Source organism: Pseudomonas bohemica (assembly GCF_002934685.1).
Taxonomy (GTDB): Bacteria; Pseudomonadota; Gammaproteobacteria; order Pseudomonadales; family Pseudomonadaceae; genus Aquipseudomonas; species Aquipseudomonas bohemica.
In genome coordinates this window covers 69,888-87,503 of the sequence record NZ_NKHL01000112.1, presented here as the reverse complement: position 1 = coordinate 87,503, position 17,616 = coordinate 69,888, and the positions used below count along the sequence as shown (strand labels likewise).

Below are 17,616 nucleotides of genomic sequence, written 5' to 3'. Positions count from 1 at the left end.
TTTGATTAGGGTTGTAATGACTTTACGGGGGTAGGGATTGACGGACTATTTCTGTCTGTCGATACCCGACATGTCCGTTATCAATTGAGGTTCACGGAACTCTCGTTTAGCGCTCCCGTTTACAGAGCTCTCGGCGCGGAGCATCCATTGCGATTACAAACACAGGGGGCTGGCTATGTCGTGTGATGTGCGCTTCAAACAGGCATGTGAGCAGTTGGGGTATGACTTCGACGGGGAGATCAAGATCGGTGGCAACTATGTGCCGCTGGTTCGCCATGAAGACCAGATTTACATCAGCGGGCAGATCCCACGTGTCGGCGACACGGTGGTGGTCACCGGGCGTGCCGGCGCTGATGTTTCGCTGGAACTGGCGCAGTTGGGGGCGAAGATCAGCGCACTGCGCGCCATCGCCTTGTTGCAGCGCAGTCTGGGCAGCCTCGACAGGATCAGGCGGGTGCTGCGCATGACCCTGTTCGTGCAATGCACCGACAGTTTCACCCTGCAAAGCGAAGTGGCCGATGGCGCATCGGAGCTGTTGTTTTCCGTGTTCGGCGAGGCAGGCGCGCATACCCGCAGTTCGGTGGGCGTGTATCAGTTGCCGAAGAACGCGACGGTGGAGCTGGATTTGATTGCGGTGGCTGGATAGACGCGGCGGCACATTTGCCCTGTAGCTGCCCGTCAGTTGTGCACCGGATGGGTCATTTCCCCCAAGCCTTCAACGCGCTGTCGACGAAGTGCCTGACCTTGGGCAGCCGATAGCGATCCTGCGGATACATCAGCCACATGGGCCGACTCGGTGGCTGGTAGTCCTGCAGCAACGGCACCAGCGTTCCCGCGTTCAGATCCTCACTGATCAGCACATCCGGCAGCATCGCGACACCCATTCCGGCCAGGGCCGCCTGGCGCAACGCTGGCGAACTGTTGACGATCATCGGGCCGGACACCGGAATCTCCATCACGCCTTCGGGGCCGGTCAGCTTCCACAGCTTGTCGGCAGCGCGCCAGTCGTCGCCTGCGGGGTAGGCGAAGGCCAGGCAATGGTGGTCACGCAGATCATCGGCGGTCTGCGGCCTGCCACGACGCTGGAGGTAATCCGGGGAGGCGCATATGGTTAGGGTGTAGTCCTGTAACGGTCTGGCAATCAGCGCGCAGGGTTCAGGCACACCCAGGCGGATCGCCGCATCGAAACCGTGCTCGATCAAGTCCATCAACTGATTACTCAGCACCACCTCGACCTTGAGTTCCGGGTAGCGCTGGGTGAAATCGCTGAGCAGCGGCGACAGGCGTTCGGCGCCAAAGGCAGGGGGCGCGGTGAGGCGCAGGGTGCCGCTGGGCTGGGTCTGGACGTGTTCAGCCATGCGTTCCGAGTCGCTGACCAGCGCCAGCACTTCGACACAACGGCGGTAATATTGCAGGCCGAATTCGGTCAGGTTCTGCCGACGCGTCGTACGTTGCAACAGGCTGACGCCCAGACGCTGCTCCAACGCCTTGAGGTGATTGCCGACCATGGTGGTAGACATTTCGCACTGTCGCGCAGCGGCGGTCATGCTCCCGGTCTCTACCACTTCCACGAACACCGTCATCGCCTGAAAGACGTCCATTATCAAGCCCTGCTTTAAAGTCACTCAAGAAAGTCGATGTTTATACAGCAAAAGCGCTTAACGATACTGGCCCCACACCCCGTGATGGAGCCCTGAACATGACCGCCGCCTGCCTGATGAACACCTATAAGCCGCTGCCCCTGAGTTTTGTCAGGGGTGAGGGCGCTCAGCTCTGGGATGAAACCGGGCGTCAATATCTGGATGCTGTCGCCGGAGTAGCAGTGACTGGCGTGGGTCACAGTCATCCGTGGATCGTGTCGGCGATCACCGAGCAGGCGGGATTGCTGCTGCACACCTCTAACCATTACCGGATCGACTGGCAGCAGCGGCTGGCAGGCAAGCTCACTCGGCTATCGGGGCTGGAACAGGTGTTCTTCAATAACTCCGGCGCCGAGGCCAACGAAACCGCGCTCAAACTGGCGCGCCTGTATGGCTGGGCCAAAGGCATCGAGCGGCCGCTGGTGCTGGTGATGGAAAACGCTTTTCACGGTCGCACCCTCGGCACGCTGTCGGCCAGCGATAACGGGGCCGCGCGCCTGGGCTATCAGCCGATGTCCGCTGAGTTCGTCAAGGTGCCGTTCGGCGACATGGAAGCGGTCAGGGCGGCCGCGAAGGTCCACGGTGAGCGCATTGTCGCGGTGATGCTGGAGCCGGTTCAGGGCGAGGGCGGCGTGAGCGTGCCGCCGCCGGGCTATCTGAAGGCATTGCGTGCTCATTGCAGCAACCACGCCTGGCTGATGATGCTCGATGAAATCCAGACTGGCATTGGCCGGACCGGGCGCTGGTTCGCGTTTCAGCACGAGGGCATCGTTCCGGACGTCGTGACCCTGGCCAAGGCGCTGGGCAACGGCATCCCGATTGGCGCTTGTCTGGCCTCGGCGGCGGTATCGCGCCTGTTTACCCCTGGCAGCCATGGCAGCACCTTCGGCGGCAATCCGCTGGCGTGTCGGGTGGGGTGTACGGTGCTGGATATCGTCGAGCAGCAGGGCCTGCTGAACAACGCGGCGGGGCAGGGCGAACGGTTGCTGACTCGCCTGCGCGAGGAACTGGCCGGGCATCCGGACGTGCTGCAGATTCGCGGGCTGGGGTTGATGGTCGGGATCGAACTGAACAGGCCCATTCGTGATCTGTGCCTGACCGCCGCGCAAGAGTATGGCGTGCTGATCAACGTCACACGCGGCCAGACGATACGCCTGTTGCCGCCGTTGATCATCGATGAGGCGGATGTCGAGAAGATTGTCAGTGCCGTAGTGGGCGTGTTGAGCAGTAATGCTCCCTGATCTGCCGGCCACAATGCGAACACGGTAGGAGCCAGCAAGCCGGCTCCTCCTCGTATTTGTGCGTGTCAGGAATGCGATCACTTCTGCGCCGACAACTCCATGATCATCGCCACCGTCAGGTACAACCTGGGCGCGATGCTCGACAGCTCCGAATACTCGTCATCGGCATGCAATCCGGCGCCGACCACGCCCATGGTTTCCAGCACGGCGGGTTTCTGGCTGTCGGGCACGTAGGCGTAACCGGCGTCGGTGCCGAAGCGCATGGCGATCGGTTCGATATTGCGGCCGATCCTGCCGTACAGCGCCTGGGCGGTTTTGGCGAGGTCTTCGGTGGCCGGGTTTTTCACCAGCGGCGGGCGGCCCTTGTCCAGGCGAAAGGTCACTTCGGTGCCATCGATCAGCTTGTTCTGCACGATACGTTGACCGTCGGCCAACACCCGGTCAGATTCGCCGAGGTCCGAATAGCGCATGTCGCCCTCAGCCGAGGCGCTGGCCGGGATGATGTTGCGCTTCTCACCGCCCTTGATCAGGGTCCAGTTCACGGTCGTACCTTTGGCCTGATCCCCCAGGTCCTTGAGTTGAACCAGTTGGTGCGCCAATTCCAGCGCAGCGTTTCTGCCCGCTTCCGGCGCAGATCCGGCATGGGAGGACTTGCCTTTGACATCGACGAACACGCCGTTGATGCCGTTGGTGGCGACGGTTACGGCGTCCTTGTCTGGCGGCTCGTAAGAGAAAACGTAGTCATGTTTGCGAGCCAGTTCTGCGATGATTTTCTTCGAGCCTGCCGAGCCCATTTCCTCATCCGGGTTGAACAGCACGGTGATCGTGCCGAAGTCCTTGAACTTCTGATCGTGCAGCAGCTTCAGCGAATGCAGCACCATCGCCACGCCGCCCTTGGCGTCTGCGACACCGGGGCCGTAGGCGCGGTCGCCATCGACCCGGAACGGCCGTTTGGCAGCTGTGCCGGGACCGAAAACGGTGTCGTAATGAATCATCAGCAGGAAGGTTTTCGTGCCCGTGCCCTTGATCGTGCCGACGATGTTGTCCCCTACCGATGGCGTGGCGGGGGTGGTTTCGACCGTCGCGCCCAACGCCTTGAGACGTTCGACCAACACCGCGCTGACGGTTTTCAGCCCCGGGGCCTGACCCGTGCCCGTATCGATGTCTACCAACTGCTTGACCGTCGCCAGGTAGGGCTTCTGTTCGGCTTCGGCTTTTTTCAACAGTTGTTCGGAGGGCTGTTCGGCCGCCAGGGCCAGTGAGCAGAAGAAAGCGGCGGCAACGGCGGTCGCCAGGGAGGTACGTCGAACGAGCATGCTGGATCCCTCAGATGAAGTGCGAGTCTGGTGTGCGAGCCATCTTCTGATAGCCCGCAGGTCGGCATTGTTCCCCTGGGGACTGTCACGATGGTGTGTTGAGGTCGGCGGTTCGCGGGCTTTCCCGCGCTGATCGCCGTAGAATCGCGTCTCGGCAGGTGAGTTTTCGAGGTTTCAGGGTGGATTTACAACTGGGTTTTGTCCTGACCCGACATTGGCGCGATACGGATGCCGGCACGGAGGTCGACTTCTGGCTGGCGACCGACAACGGGCCGCGTCACGTGCGCCTGCCGCTGCAGATGTCGACGGCGTTCATCCCGGCTCAGCACCGCGAGCGGGCCGAAGCCGTGCTGCGTCAGGAAAAGAACGTCGAGCTCAAATCGCTGCAGCTGTGTGATTTCCGTCATCGACCCGTACTGGGCCTGTACACCCGGCAGCACCGGCAACTGATGAACCTGGAAAAGGACCTGCGTCAGGCCAGTGTCGACGTCTATGAAGCCGACGTGCGCCCGCCAGAGCGCTATCTGATGGAGCGTTTCATCACCGCGCCCGTGCAATACAGCGGCACCCCGAATGCCGACGGCGTGTGGCTGGACGCGCAGATGAAACCCGCGCCGGACTATCGCCCGCAGTTGAAACTGGTGTCGCTGGACATCGAAACCACCGAGCGTGGCGAGCTGTATTCCATCGCGCTGCAAGGCTGCGGCGAACGCCAGGTGTACATGCTTGGGCCAGCCAATGGCGATGCGTCGCAGGTGGATTTCAAGTTCGACTACTGCGACAGCCGCGAGCAATTACTGGAAAGGCTCAACGAGTGGATGGCCTTGCACGACCCGGACGCGATCATCGGCTGGAACGTGGTGCAGTTCGACCTGCGTGTGCTGCACGAACATTCCCGGCGACTGAACGTGCCGTTGCGTCTGGGGCGCGACGGCGAGGCCATGGGCTGGCGCGAGCACGGGGCGCGCAACAGCCACTTCTTCGCGTCGGCCGCCGGGCGTTTGATCATCGATGGTATCGAGGCCCTGCGCTCGGCGACCTGGAGCTTTCCTTCGTTCAGCCTGGAGAACGTCTCGCAGACCCTGCTGGGTGAAGGCAAGGCCATCGACAACCCGTATCAGCGCATGGACGAAATCAACCGCATGTTCGCCGAGGACAAGCCGGCGCTGGCGCGCTACAACCTCAAGGATTGCGAGTTGGTCACGCGGATCTTCGCCAGGACCGAGCTGCTGACGTTCCTTCTCGAACGCGCGACCGTCACCGGTTTGCCGGTCGATCGCAGCGGCGGGTCGGTGGCGGCGTTCGAGCATTTATACCTGCCGCTGATGCACCGCCAGGGGTTCGTGGCGCCCAATTTGGGCGAGCGCATGCCCGAGGCCAGCCCCGGCGGTTTCGTCATGGATTCTCGCCCCGGCTTGTACGACTCGGTGCTGGTACTCGACTACAAGAGTCTGTACCCGTCGATCATCCGCAGCTTCCTGATTGACCCGGTAGGCTTGATCGAAGGACTCAAGCACCCCGACGACAGCGAGTCGGTGGAGGGCTTTCGTGGCGCTCGTTTCTCGCGGACCCGACACTGCCTGCCGTCGATCGTCGCGCGGGTAGCAGCGGGTCGAGAGGTGGCCAAACGTGAGGGTAATGCGCCGCTGTCCCAGGCTCTGAAAATCATCATGAACGCCTTCTACGGCGTACTCGGCTCAAGCGGCTGCCGCTTTTTCGATACCCGGCTGGCGTCGTCGATTACGCTGCGCGGGCATCAGATCATGCGCCAGACCCGTCAGCTCATCGAGGCCCAGAGCTACGAGGTGATTTACGGCGATACCGATTCGACCTTCGTCTGGCTCAAGCGGCCCCACGGCCAGGAGGAGGCCGCGCAGATCGGCAAGGCGTTGGTCAAGGGCGTCAACGATTGGTGGCGAGAGCATCTGCATGACGCCTACGGCTTGGAGAGTGCCCTCGAACTGCAATTCGAAACCCATTTCAAACGCTTCCTGATGCCGACCATTCGCGGCGCCGAGGAGGGCAGCAAGAAACGCTACGCCGGCCTGGTCACCCGCGCCAACGGCGAAGACGAAATGGTCTACAAGGGCCTGGAAGTGGTGCGTACGGACTGGTCGCCGCTGGCGCAGGATTTCCAAAAGGAACTCTACCTGCGCATCTTCAACAACCGGCCGTATCAGGATTACGTGCGCGGCTATGTGCGTCGTACCCTGGCTGGGGAAATGGACGACCAACTCATCTACCGCAAACGCCTGCGCCGGCCGCTGGACGACTACGAGCGCAACGTCCCGCCCCACGTGCGTGCCGCGCGCATCGCCGACGAATACAACCGCAAACACGGCCGCCCGCTGCAGTACCAGAATCGCGGCTGGATCAGTTACGTGATCAGTGTCGTCGGCCCGGAACCACTGGAAGTGCGCAGCGCCCCGATCGATTACGACCATTACATCAGCCGGCAGCTGCAGCCGATTGCCGACGCGATCCTGCCGTTTGTGCAGGATGATTTCGCCACCCTGATTGGCGGACAGATGGGGCTGTTCTGAGAGCGGGGTTTAATGCTCTCAGGCCGGCCCCGCGCTGTCCTCAGGCGGCGTTCAAGCCTTGTGACTACTGTGGCTGTGCGTTGAATTGAGGTGTCGGGTCAATCGGCGTGCGGATCAGCAGATACGGCGGTTTGCGGGTGTCGAAGCCTTTGCCGAGTCGGTCCCATTGGCCCAGGGTCACGTACACCGAGTCGGCGCTGACGAACAGCCCGTCCGGCCACACCAGCCGAGGGTCGCGCAGGACCACTTCGAGATGCCCGTCGGGCCAGCGGCGCAGAACCTGATGATGTTCGGCATCGGTCAGGTACAGCCGCCCCTGACGATCGATGTCCATGCCGTCGGTCATCACCTTTTCACCTTCATCCCTGATCTGCGCGGCCAGCTGTTTGTCGTCGAGCCTGAAGTCGGCGAGCGCTGCGGTTGGCAGGCTCCACAGATGACGGCTGGTCAGCGGTGAGTAATAAAGACGCGAGTTGTCGGCGGTGAGCGCCAGGCTATGGACGCCGCCGTGGGGGAAGGGCGTCTTGTCGCCTTCATAGCGCATCGGCACGCCGTCGAGCTGGGTGACGAAGTCTTTCTGCGCGACCATCGAGGGGTCGTTCGCCAGCACGCGGCGTTGCCTGCCGCTGGCGAGATCGACCACGACCAGCGCCGGGCTTTCTGCAAACGAGGAGTCCGCGACGTACGCCACCCCCTGACTGCCATGGCTCAGGTCGATGCGCAAATCGTTCATGTGACTGTCCTGACGCAACGCATCCTTGAGCACGACCTTGCTCACGATCTTGTTGCTGTTCAGGTCGATACCCACGACCTTGGCCGCACCGGGCGCGATGCCGTCGTGGCCAGCGTGCTTGCCGTCGTCGATCAGCCACAGCCGGCCCTTACTGTCGAGGGTCATGCCATGCACCGAGATCAACCGTTCGCTGTCCGATAGGGTAGACGGCTGGCTGACCTCGGCGCTGGGGTAGGGCACCAGCTTGCCGTTGACCAACTCGCCCAGGGTCATGCCGGTGTGGTCGATGGCGTGTCGGGGGAATCCCACGAAGGTTCGGCCTTCAGGCGTCACCACGATGCCGGAAGGACCCGGCCCCTGGAACGCAGCGACTTCCTGGATCGAGCCTACCGGCACTGTGCTCCGGTCCACCGTTTCGGCTTGCGCGTAAAAACAGGAAGTGGCGATAGCTGTGCCAATGAGCGCGGCAAGCAGTCGCGCAAGTACCGGGAACGTCGACATCAGTAGGATCTCCTGTCGCAACGTGATGATTGACCCAACACTGAAACCGGTTTCAGCGCCGGGTCAAAAAAAGACCCGTCCGGGTGCAGCAGGAGCAGGTCGGTGTGCTGAAGCATTTGCGTCGCATGTCTATTGAAGGGTCGAAAGCAGCAGAGTTCCAGACAATCGCCGCGCTATGCAACCAGGCTTACTCGAACGACGTCTGGAATTTCTTCACGGCCGGCACCGCACAGGCTTCGTCCTTGTCGCCGCCCGGTGCACCAGAGACGCCGAGCCCGCCGATCACCTGTCGGTTGGCCTTGCGCAGCGTTACCCCGCCGGGAATGAACAACACTTCAGGCACGGTGTTCAGCGCGCCATTGGTGGGGCCATCGAACTTGCCGGCGATCAGCTCGCTGGTGGTGTCCTTGTTGAACGCCTGCCCATAGGAAAATGCGGTGTAGGCCTTGCGATACGACACCGACAGCGATTGCAGCGGCACGGTGTCACCTTTGATCACCACCTGCTGATGCCCGGAAGGATCGACCACGGCAGCGGTTACCGAATAACCCTGCGCGGCGCAGATTGACACGGCCTCGCTGGCCAGTTTTTCGGCGGTCTGCCACGGCAGTTTCTGGCTGGTGATGAGGTGACTGTCAGCGGCCCAAGCGCCATTTGAGAGCATCAGGCTGGCCAGTGCCAGAGAGCGGATTTTCGAATTCAGGGGCATCGTCTGGTCCTTCTCGCTAAGGGAAGAGTCAGTATCGGCAACCACAGCCCCGCGAAAAACCGCATAGTATCGGAATCTCTTTGCGAAAATTACGGACAATCCAATGCACGACATTTCCGACATGGCCGTGTTCGTCGAGGTCGTCCAACAGGGCGGGTTTTCGGCGGCGGCCCGGCGCATGGGCCTGGCAACCTCGGTGGTCAGCGACCGGGTCAAGGGATTGGAGAAGCGCTTGGGTGTGAAGTTGTTGAATCGCACCACGCGTACCCAGGTGCTGACCGACAGCGGCACCGCGTACCTTGCGCGCGCGAGCCGGATCATTGCCGACATCGCGGCGATGGAAGCGCTGGTCATGGAAGAAAGCACGGTTGCACGCGGGGATCTGAAAGTCACCGCGCCCGGCCCTCTGGGACGCCAGCACGTTGCGCCTTTTGTGGGAAGTTTCTGCCTGGAGCATCCGCAAATCAGGGTGCACCTGTGCCTGGAAGACCGCTTCAGCGACATCGCTGCCGAGGGCTATGACATCGCCTTTCGCGGCGGTCCGATGGTCGATAGCCAGTTCACCGGCCGCTGCCTGTTCGAAACCCGACGCGTGGTGGTGGCGAGTCCGGCTTACTTCGATGCGTCAGGCCGGCCGCAGACGCCCCAGGACCTGAAACATCATCGCTGCCTGGTGTTCAACAGCCAGGCACACTACTTCGCCGAATGGCGCTTCGGTCGCGGCAAACACTTGCGTGCGCTCAGGGTAGAAGGGGCCATGGCCTCGACCAACTCTGAAGTGCCCATCGGCTGGGCCATCGCAGGGCTCGGCCTGACCCAGAAATCCTGGTGGGAGGTCGCGCCGTACATCGCCCAGGGCCTGCTGCAAACCGTGCTCGAACCCTACGAACCCGAACCTGTGTCGTTCTACGCCATTCACCCGCTGCGCAGCGCCCAGTCGCGCAAGGTCGGTTTGTTCATGGAGGCAGCCAGCCGATGGTTCCGGGGTTTTGGTGGCGCATAATTGCAGCGTTTTTAGGGTGTTACACGGCGTTCGGAAAGAGCCTTTCATACAGTCCCCGTAGCGGCACCGCTTGCCCGCGGAGGCGATATTGAAGGCGCTCGCGCTGGCAAGCCTCGTTGCGGCAAGGGGGACTGCGATGGGTCGCCCACCTAAGTGGCGCTTGGTCGGCTTTTCATTGCGATGAAAAGCAAGCGCTTGCGTGAATCGTTTCAGCTGTTCTAGAGTGTTTCAAAGCAATTCCGAGAGCCGCCCGTCACGAGGCGGCCCAGGCATAAGAACAAGAAACTCGGAGATACCCATGAACAGCTTTCCCGCTGTACTGCCGTACTTTTTCCCCGCGCTCGACGCGCTGGTGCTCGCCTTCCCGGACACTCGCCCATGAGTGCCGTCCTCGCCGAAAATCCCTCGCCCTTGCTGGAAATGAACGCCATTTCCAAGACCTTCAATGGTCTGCGGGTGCTGAAAAATGTCGCGTTGAAAGTCTATGCCGGTGAAGTCCACGCGCTGATGGGGGAGAACGGCGCGGGCAAGTCGACGCTGATGAAAATCCTTTCCGGCGCCTATCAGGCCGATGCCGGCGGCGAGATTCTCATCGGCGGCCAGACGCTGGCGGCGTTCGATCCCTTGACCGCGAAAGCGCAAGGCATCGCGGTGATTTATCAGGAGCTGAGTCTGTGCCCGAATCTCAGCGTCGCCGAGAACATTTATCTGGGGCGTGAGCTGCGGCGCGGCTGGAGCATCGATCGCAAGGCGATGGAGGCCGGTTGTGTCGATGTGCTCGCGCGCCTGGGCGCTGACTTCAAACCATCGACCAAGGTCAGCGTGCTGTCGATCGCCGAGCGCCAGTTGGTGGAAATCGCTCGCGCGCTGCACGCCAAGGCAAAGATTCTGGTGATGGATGAGCCGACCACGCCGTTGTCTTCACGGGAGACCGATCGCTTGTTCGCGCTGATCAAGCAACTGCGCGACCAAGGTCTGGCGATCATCTATATCAGCCACCGCATGGCGGAGATCTACGAGCTGTCGGACCGGGTATCGGTGCTGCGCGACGGCGAATACGTTGGCATGTTGCAGCGCGACGGGCTGTCGGCGGATGCGCTGGTGAAGATGATGGTCGGGCGGGACCTGTCGGGGTTCTACAAGAAGGAACACGCCCCTTACGACCCCGGCGCCGTCGTCATGCGGGTGCGCGACATGGCCGATGGCAAGCGCGTCAAACCGTGCAGTTTCGACCTGCATGCGGGCGAGGTGCTGGGCATTGCCGGGCTGGTCGGAGCGGGGCGTACAGAGCTGGCGCGGCTGATTTTCGCGGCCGATCCACGCACTTCCGGCACCCTTGAAGTGGTTGGCAAAACGGTCACCGAGCTGCGCAACCCCACCGACGCCATTCGTGCGGGCGTGGTCTACCTCACTGAAGACCGTAAGGCCCAGGGCCTGTTCCTCGACATGAGCGTGCGCGACAACATCAACGTTTGTGCCTGCGTGCCGGATGCCCGTGCCGGTGTGCTGGACCGTGCTCGTGGCGCGCAACGGGCTTTGAAGGCAATTCGGTCGCTGTCGATTCGTGTGGCGTCGGGCAAGGTCAACGTCGGCGCGCTGTCCGGCGGCAACCAGCAGAAGGTCTTGCTGGCGCGGCTGTTGGAGGTCAAGCCCCACGTGCTGATTCTCGACGAGCCCACTCGCGGCGTCGACATCGGTTCCAAATCGGAGATTTACCGGATCATCAACGAACTGGCCAAGGCTGGCGTGGGCATCGTGGTGATCTCCAGCGAACTGCCGGAAATCATTGGCACCTGCGACCGCGTGCTGATCATGCGTGAGGGGCAGTTGGTGGCCGAGGTCGGCGGGGCGTCGGGGCACGAGATATCTCAGGAGCGGATCATCGATCTGGCGACCGGGGGTGAGCAGGTATCCGCGCCTGGCCCTGATGGCGGATGACCTGTGGGAATGAGCTTGCTCATGAAGAACGGATGACCAGTGGGAGTGAGCTTGCTCACGAAGAACGGGATGACCAGTGGGAGTGATCTTGCTCACGAAGAACGGATGACTTGTGGGAATGAGCTTGCTCACGAAGAACGGGATGACCTGTGGCAATGAGCTTGCTCACGAAGTACGGGATGACCTGTGGGAATGAGCTTGGTCACGAAGAACGGATGACCTGTGGGAATGAGCTTGGTCACGAAGAACGGATGACCTGTGGGAGTGAGCTTGCTCACGAAGAATGGATGACCTGTGGCAATGAGCTTGCTCACGAAGTACGGGATGACCTGTGGGAATGAGCTTGGTCACGAAGAATGGATGACCTGTGGGAGTGAGCTTGCTCATGAAAACGGGATGACTTGTGGGAATGAGCTTGCTCACGAAGAACGGGATGACCTGTGGGAATGAGCTTGCTCACGAAGAATGGATGACCTGTGGCAATGAGCTTGCTCACGAAGTACGGGATGACCTGTGGGAGTGAGCTTGCTCATGAAGAACGGGATGACTTGTGGGAATGAGCTTGCTCATGAAGAACGGGATGACTTGTGGGAATGAGCTTGCTCACGAAGAACGGGATGACCTGTGGGAATGAGCTTGCTCATGAAGAACGGATGACCAGTGGGAGTGAGCTTGCTCACGAAGAATGCCTGGCAGACGCTGGATAAGTATTGGATGTACCGGACTGTTCCATGTGCAAGCTCGCTCCCGCGGTTGCGCGTTTGCAGCGTGACCGCGCGGCACCGCCGAATACAGAAATATGCAGCACTCTTTCAATAACAAAAAAAGGAAATCAGGCCATGAGTCTGCCCCTGGAAAACTCGCCCAACGTGGCCGCCATCAGCAAGCGCGAGCGGGTCCGCGAACTGATGCGGACCATCGGCATGCTGCCCGTTCTGATTTTGCTGCTGGTGGGCTTCGCGTTGATGACCGACAGCTTCATGACCTGGCAGAACCTGTCGATCATCACTCAGCAGGCATCGGTCAACGTGGTGCTCGCCGCCGGCATGACCTTCGTGATTCTGACCGCAGGCATCGACCTGTCGGTGGGGGCGATCCTGGCGGCGTCCGCCGTGGTGGCCTTGCAGGCCTCGATGTCGCCGCAGTACGGCATGCTCGGGATCGCGGCAGGAGTCGGTTTCGGCCTGTTGCTGGGCCTGGTCAACGGCGGCCTGATCGCCTTCATGCGCTTGCCGCCATTCATCGTCACCCTCGGCGCGCTGACCGCCATGCGCGGTCTGGCGCGGTTGTTGGCGGATGACAAAACCGTGTTCAACCCGGACCTGCCGTTTGCCTTCATTGGTAATGATTCAGTGCTCGGCGTGCCCTGGCTGGTGATCATCGCCGTGGCCGTCATTGCGATTTCCTGGTTCATCCTGCGTCGCACCGTCATGGGGGTGCAGATCTACTCGGTAGGCGGCAATCCGGAAGCGGCGCGCCTCTCCGGGATCAAGGTGTGGAAGGTGTTGCTGTTCGTGTATGCCGTCTCCGGTGCGCTGGCGGGGTTGGGCGCGGTGATGAGCGCGTCGCGGTTGTTCGCGGCCAACGGCCTGCAACTGGGGCAGTCATACGAGCTGGATGCCATCGCCGCCGTGATCCTGGGCGGCACCAGTTTTACCGGTGGCGTCGGCACCATCGGCGGCACCCTGATCGGCGCGCTGATCATCGCGGTATTGACCAATGGCCTGGTGCTGCTCGGTGTCTCGGATATCTGGCAATACATCATCAAAGGCATCGTGATCATCGGCGCGGTGGCGCTGGATCGCTATCGCCAGTCCGGTGCGCGCACCTGAATTCACGGTTTGGTTTCACGCGTTCCAAATAATTGCTCTGACAATAATCACAAGAGAGAAAACATGAACGTCAAACGTAAATTCCCTGCTGTCATATCCCTGTGCCTGGCGGCGCTGTTGTCTCAAGGCGTCGAGGCCCGCGAGCTGAAATCGGTGGGTATCAGCCTGGGCTCGCTGGGCAACCCGTATTTCGTGACGCTGGCCGACGGCGCCAAGGCCAAGGCCCTTGAAATCAATCCCGACGCCAAGGTCACGTCGGTGTCCGCCGATTACGACCTGAGCAAGCAATTCTCGCAGATCGACAACTTCATCGCGGCGGGCGTGGATCTGATCCTGATCAACGCCGTGGACCCGAAAGCCATTGCCTCGGCGATCAAGAAAGCTCAAGCCGCGGGCATCAAGGTGGTCGCGGTCGACGTCAGCGCGGCTGGTGTGGACGCGACGGTGCAGACCGACAACGTCGAAGCCGGCAGGCTGGCCTGTCAATTCATCGTCGAGAAACTGTCCGGCAAGGGCAATGTGATCATCGAAAACGGCCCGCAAGTCACGGCGGTGACCGACCGCGTGACCGGGTGTAAATCCGCCTTCGCCGCCGCGCCGGACATCAAGGTTTTGTCCGATGATCAGGACGCCAAGGGCTCCCGCGATGGCGGCCTGAATGCGATGCAGGGCTACCTCACGCGCTTCCCGAAACTCGATGGCCTGTTCGCGATCAATGACCCGCAAGCCATCGGCAGCGACTTGGCGGCCCGGCAGCTCAAACGCAACGGCATCATCATCACCTCGGTGGACGGCGCCCCGGACATCGAGCACGCGTTGAAGTCCGAATCCTCGATACAGGCATCGGCCAGTCAGGACCCATGGGCCATGGCCCAGCAAGCGGTGGTGATCGGTAACGACCTGCTCAACGACAAGAAACCGGCCGAAGCGGTGACCCAACTCACGCCGAAGTTGATCACCCGCGACAACATCGATTCCTATAGCGGCTGGTCGAGCAAGCACTGAGACGCCAAGCGGGAGTGAACGCAGTGGTCAAGATGGAGGACGTGGCGCGACTGGCGCGGGTATCGACGTCGACGGTGTCCCATGTGCTCAATGGCACGCGCAAGGTCAGCCCGCGGACCCTTGATGCGGTGCAGCAGGCGGTCAGGGAATTGGGTTATATCCCCAACACCCTGGCGCGTTCGCTGGCCCGCTCGCGCACCAATACCATTGGCGTGGCGATTTCGGCGCTGTCCAACCACTACTTCAGCGAAACCGTTCACGCCATTGAAACCGAGTGTGAGCGCCACGGCATCATGATGCTGTTCGTCGATACCCACGATGATCCCGAGCAGGAACTTCGCGTGGTCAGGGCGCTGCATCATCGACGGGTCGACGGCATTTTGCTTGCCCCCTCCAGCGATCCCGAACGGGCGGCGCTGGTGTATCTGCAGGCCAACGCCATTCCCACGGTGCTGGTGGACCGTCTGGCTGCGGACGGCTTCGACCAGGTGGGCGTGGAAAACCGCGAGTCGACACAGGCCCTGGTCGCTCATTTGATCGGCCACGGGCATCAGCGGATTGGCATGATCGCCGGTCATCGCGGTTTGAGTACCACCGAAGAGCGCATCGAAGGCTATCGCCAGGCGCTGTCCCAGGCAGGGCTTGCGTTCGATGAGGCGCTGCTGGTCAATGGCGAATCCAACAGCGAATCGGCGCGAAGGGCCGCTGCGACGCTGTTGGCGTTGGCCAAGCCGCCAAGCGCGATCATGGCCGCCAACAATCTGATGACCATTGGTGCCATGCACGCGCTAAGGAACGCAAATATCGCGGTGCCGGAACAGATGGCGCTGGTGGGCTTCGACGATTTCGACTGGGCGGATCTCTTCCTGCCACGTCTGAGCGTGATTGCCCAACCGGTGCATGCCCTGGGCGCGCGCGCCGTACAGTTGTTGTTGCAGCGTATCGACAGCCCCGACGGCACGCGGCAATCCGAGCGGCTGGCGGCCACGTTGCGCATACGAAATTCATGTGGGTGCCGTTGATCGCTGCCCCGTACAGGAACTGAACATTCATGAGCCAAGCTGTTTCTCTGGGCATCGACCTGGGCACCTCGGAGCTCAAGGCCATCCTGCTCGACGCACGAGGCGTGGTGCTGGGCCAGGCGGGAGCGCCGGTCACGCTTTCGCGCAGGCGAACCGGCTGGTCGGAGCAGAATCCCGCTGACTGGTGGCAGGGCTGCGTGACGGCACTCGGGCAGTTGCGTAGCCAGCAATCGGACGCCTGGACGCGAATCGAGTGTCTGGGCCTGTCCGGGCAGATGCACGGCGCTGTGCTGCTGGACGACGCTGGGCAGACTTTGTATCCGGCAATCCTCTGGGATGACTCGCGAGCGGTACCGCAGGCCGAACAGTTGAATCGAGAATTCCCCGAGTACGCCCAGATCACAGGCAGCCTGGCGATGGCCGGGCTGACCGCGCCGAAGCTGCTGTGGCTGCGGCAGAACGAACCTGAAATGTTCGCGAAGATCGATTGCGTGTTGTCGCCCAAGGACTACCTGCGTCTGGTGTTGACCGGCGAGCGGGTCAGCGACATGTCCGACGCGGCTGGCACGCTGTGGCTGGATGTGGTGCGGCGTCAATGGTACGAACCGATGCTGCGTGCCACCGGTTTGAGCCTGGCGCAGATGCCGAGGCTGCTGGAGGCCGATCAGCTGTCTGGAACCTTGAACGCAGAGGCGGCGCGGTTGCTCGGTTTGCCCGTGGGTCTGCCCGTCGCGGCGGGGGGTGGCGACAACCCGGTGTCGGCGGTGGGCATCGGTGCGATCAATGCGGGGGATGCGTTCGTGACTCTCGGCACCAGCGCGGCCATTGTGGCGATCACTGATCATGCGGCGGGCAATCCGGCCAGTGCGGTTCACAGCTTTTGTCATGCACTGCCCAAGCGCTGGTACACCATGGGCGCGATGCTTGCGGGGGCCAGTTGCCTACGGTGGGTGACGCGTTTATTGGGGCAGCCCGATGAGCAAACCCTGCTGGATCAGGTGCGCATGGCTCTCCCCGTGGATCAGCCTGTTGCCGCGACCTGTCCGATGTTTCTGCCGTACCTGGCAGGGGAAAGAACCCCGCACAACGACCCCCTGTTGCGCGGCGGTTTCATGAGCCTCGGCCACGACAGCACGCCCGCGATGCTGGGTTATGCCGTGCTGGAGGGCGTCGGTTTCGGCCTCCTGGACGCGATGAACGCAGCGCTGTCGGCCGGGGCGAAGGTTAACGCTTGCGCGCTGGTAGGCGGGGGTGCGCGCAGTGAGTATTGGGCGCAGCTGCTGGCCAACATTCTCGATCGCGAAGTCTATACCTTGCACGGCAGCGAGCTGAGCGCCTGCATTGGCGCCGCGAAACTGGGGTTGCTGGTGATCGGGCAGGGGGTTGAAACGTTGCACAACGCAATGCCGATCAAGGCGCGATACCGACCGATAGCGTCAGTGCAGCCCGCGTTGCAGGCGCGCTACGCGAAGTTTCGCGGGTTGTTGCCTGCGGCGCAGGGGTTGCATGGCTGATAGGGCGTACCTGTTACAGCTGCAGGTGATCGGATTTTTCCTCAATGCACCGCCCAGGAACGTGGCGCGGGGGTATGGCTGAATTTGGAAATGCCCTTGACCCAGAACCGCCGATGGGCGGTCTGATCCGGTGGCAGCAACGGTTTGCTGGACCACTGGTGCTGGCGCTTGGATTCTTCGCGATAAGCCTTCCACTCCATCGCCTCTGCGGTGTCTTTGGCTGCGCGTTCGTTATCGAACCAGCCAAGAACGGAAACTTCGCCCTGATCGCGGCCATGTTCTACCAGCAGAAAAATGTCGTACATACCTGTGCCTTTCGTTCATCAAGTCCGGCCCGATCTTCGGGCTCTACCGACGGTTTATCGACAGTTGACGAGAAAAATTTAGCGGCGCGGCAGCAAACCCGGACCGGCGGTGCCGCGGCCCAGAGCGGCAGCCGCGTCGCAAGGCTTCTTATTTCGGCAAGGGCTTCAACACTTCGCCGTTGTCGTCCAGCAGGATGAACACCAGTAATTTTGCAGGTCGGGTCGCGCTGGCGTTGCGCGATTCGTAGTGTTTGGAGCCTGCGGGCTCGTAGGGTTCATGAGCTTTCTCGGATGGGATGACAGCTGCCACGCTA

The 17,616-nt window shown here is 61.7% G+C and carries 14 protein-coding genes and 1 pseudogene; 9 read left to right on the top strand and 6 right to left on the bottom strand.

The annotated features are described in order from the left end of the window. Positions 1–175 precede the first annotated feature (175 nt). On the top strand, positions 176–646 hold the full coding sequence (locus tag CE491_RS17545) for a RidA family protein (protein WP_110949595.1): 471 nt from the start codon (positions 176–178) through the stop codon (positions 644–646). A 52-nt stretch (positions 647–698) separates the two neighbouring features. On the opposite strand, the gene CE491_RS17540 is transcribed toward CE491_RS17545, so the two are convergent. Beyond that, positions 699–1,601 carry a LysR family transcriptional regulator gene (locus CE491_RS17540; RefSeq protein WP_110949594.1) on the bottom strand — a complete coding sequence of 301 codons (903 nt, stop codon included), beginning with the start codon at positions 1,599–1,601 and terminating at the stop codon, positions 699–701. A 98-nt stretch (positions 1,602–1,699) separates the two neighbouring features. On the opposite strand from CE491_RS17540, the gene CE491_RS17535 reads away from it, so the two are divergent. Beyond that, positions 1,700–2,881 carry an aspartate aminotransferase family protein gene (locus CE491_RS17535; protein ID WP_110949593.1) on the top strand — a complete coding sequence of 394 codons (1,182 nt, stop codon included), beginning with the start codon at positions 1,700–1,702 and terminating at the stop codon, positions 2,879–2,881. A gap of 77 nt (positions 2,882–2,958) precedes the next feature. On the opposite strand, the gene CE491_RS17530 is transcribed toward CE491_RS17535, so the two are convergent. Continuing rightward, positions 2,959–4,197 (bottom strand): M20/M25/M40 family metallo-hydrolase, encoded by a 1,239-nt coding sequence (locus CE491_RS17530; RefSeq protein ID WP_110949592.1) that lies wholly within the window; start codon positions 4,195–4,197, stop codon positions 2,959–2,961. A 179-nt stretch (positions 4,198–4,376) separates the two neighbouring features. On the opposite strand from CE491_RS17530, the gene CE491_RS17525 reads away from it, so the two are divergent. Beyond that, positions 4,377–6,740, top strand: coding sequence for a DNA polymerase II (locus tag CE491_RS17525; RefSeq protein WP_110949591.1), 2,364 nt, complete (start codon positions 4,377–4,379; stop codon positions 6,738–6,740). Positions 6,741–6,804: 64 nt separating this feature from the next. Here CE491_RS17525 and CE491_RS17520 read toward each other — a convergent pair whose 3' ends face one another. Further along, positions 6,805–7,974, bottom strand: a complete 1,170-nt coding sequence (locus CE491_RS17520) for an SMP-30/gluconolactonase/LRE family protein (RefSeq protein ID WP_110949590.1) — start codon at positions 7,972–7,974, stop codon at positions 6,805–6,807. Between the two features lie 187 nt (positions 7,975–8,161). Beyond that, positions 8,162–8,683, bottom strand: coding sequence for a GlcG/HbpS family heme-binding protein (locus tag CE491_RS17515; protein WP_110949589.1), 522 nt, complete (start codon positions 8,681–8,683; stop codon positions 8,162–8,164). A 103-nt stretch (positions 8,684–8,786) separates the two neighbouring features. Here CE491_RS17515 and CE491_RS17510 point away from each other — a divergent pair, with 103 nt between their 5' ends. The 6 genes from CE491_RS17510 (at position 8,787) to xylB (ending at position 16,997) form a co-directional block, all read left to right on the top strand. Beyond that, the gene (locus tag CE491_RS17510) at positions 8,787–9,686 is read left to right on the top strand and encodes a LysR family transcriptional regulator (protein ID WP_110949588.1); all 900 of its coding nucleotides are present in this window, start codon (positions 8,787–8,789) and stop codon (positions 9,684–9,686) included. A 378-nt stretch (positions 9,687–10,064) separates the two neighbouring features. Next, positions 10,065–11,624, top strand: coding sequence for a sugar ABC transporter ATP-binding protein (locus CE491_RS17505; protein ID WP_199885152.1), 1,560 nt, complete (start codon positions 10,065–10,067; stop codon positions 11,622–11,624). A gap of 839 nt (positions 11,625–12,463) precedes the next feature. Beyond that, positions 12,464–13,456, top strand: a complete 993-nt coding sequence (locus CE491_RS17495; RefSeq protein ID WP_110949586.1) for an ABC transporter permease subunit — start codon at positions 12,464–12,466, stop codon at positions 13,454–13,456. A 63-nt stretch (positions 13,457–13,519) separates the two neighbouring features. Then, positions 13,520–14,461, top strand: a complete 942-nt coding sequence (locus CE491_RS17490) for an ABC transporter substrate-binding protein (protein ID WP_110949585.1) — start codon at positions 13,520–13,522, stop codon at positions 14,459–14,461. Positions 14,462–14,484: 23 nt separating this feature from the next. Continuing rightward, the gene (locus CE491_RS17485; protein ID WP_110949584.1) at positions 14,485–15,483 is read left to right on the top strand and encodes a LacI family DNA-binding transcriptional regulator; all 999 of its coding nucleotides are present in this window, start codon (positions 14,485–14,487) and stop codon (positions 15,481–15,483) included. A 29-nt stretch (positions 15,484–15,512) separates the two neighbouring features. Beyond that, positions 15,513–16,997 carry a xylulokinase gene (gene xylB / locus CE491_RS17480; protein ID WP_110949583.1) on the top strand — a complete coding sequence of 495 codons (1,485 nt, stop codon included), beginning with the start codon at positions 15,513–15,515 and terminating at the stop codon, positions 16,995–16,997. A 41-nt stretch (positions 16,998–17,038) separates the two neighbouring features. On the opposite strand, the gene CE491_RS17475 is transcribed toward xylB, so the two are convergent. Together CE491_RS17475 and CE491_RS17470 are read right to left on the bottom strand one after the other, a co-directional pair. Continuing rightward, positions 17,039–17,302 carry a hypothetical protein gene (locus CE491_RS17475; RefSeq protein WP_110949582.1) on the bottom strand — a complete coding sequence of 88 codons (264 nt, stop codon included), beginning with the start codon at positions 17,300–17,302 and terminating at the stop codon, positions 17,039–17,041. Between the two features lie 148 nt (positions 17,303–17,450). Next, a pseudogene (locus CE491_RS17470) lies at positions 17,451–17,573 on the bottom strand (cupin domain-containing protein); the annotation flags it as partial. Positions 17,574–17,616: the final 43 nt, after the last annotated feature.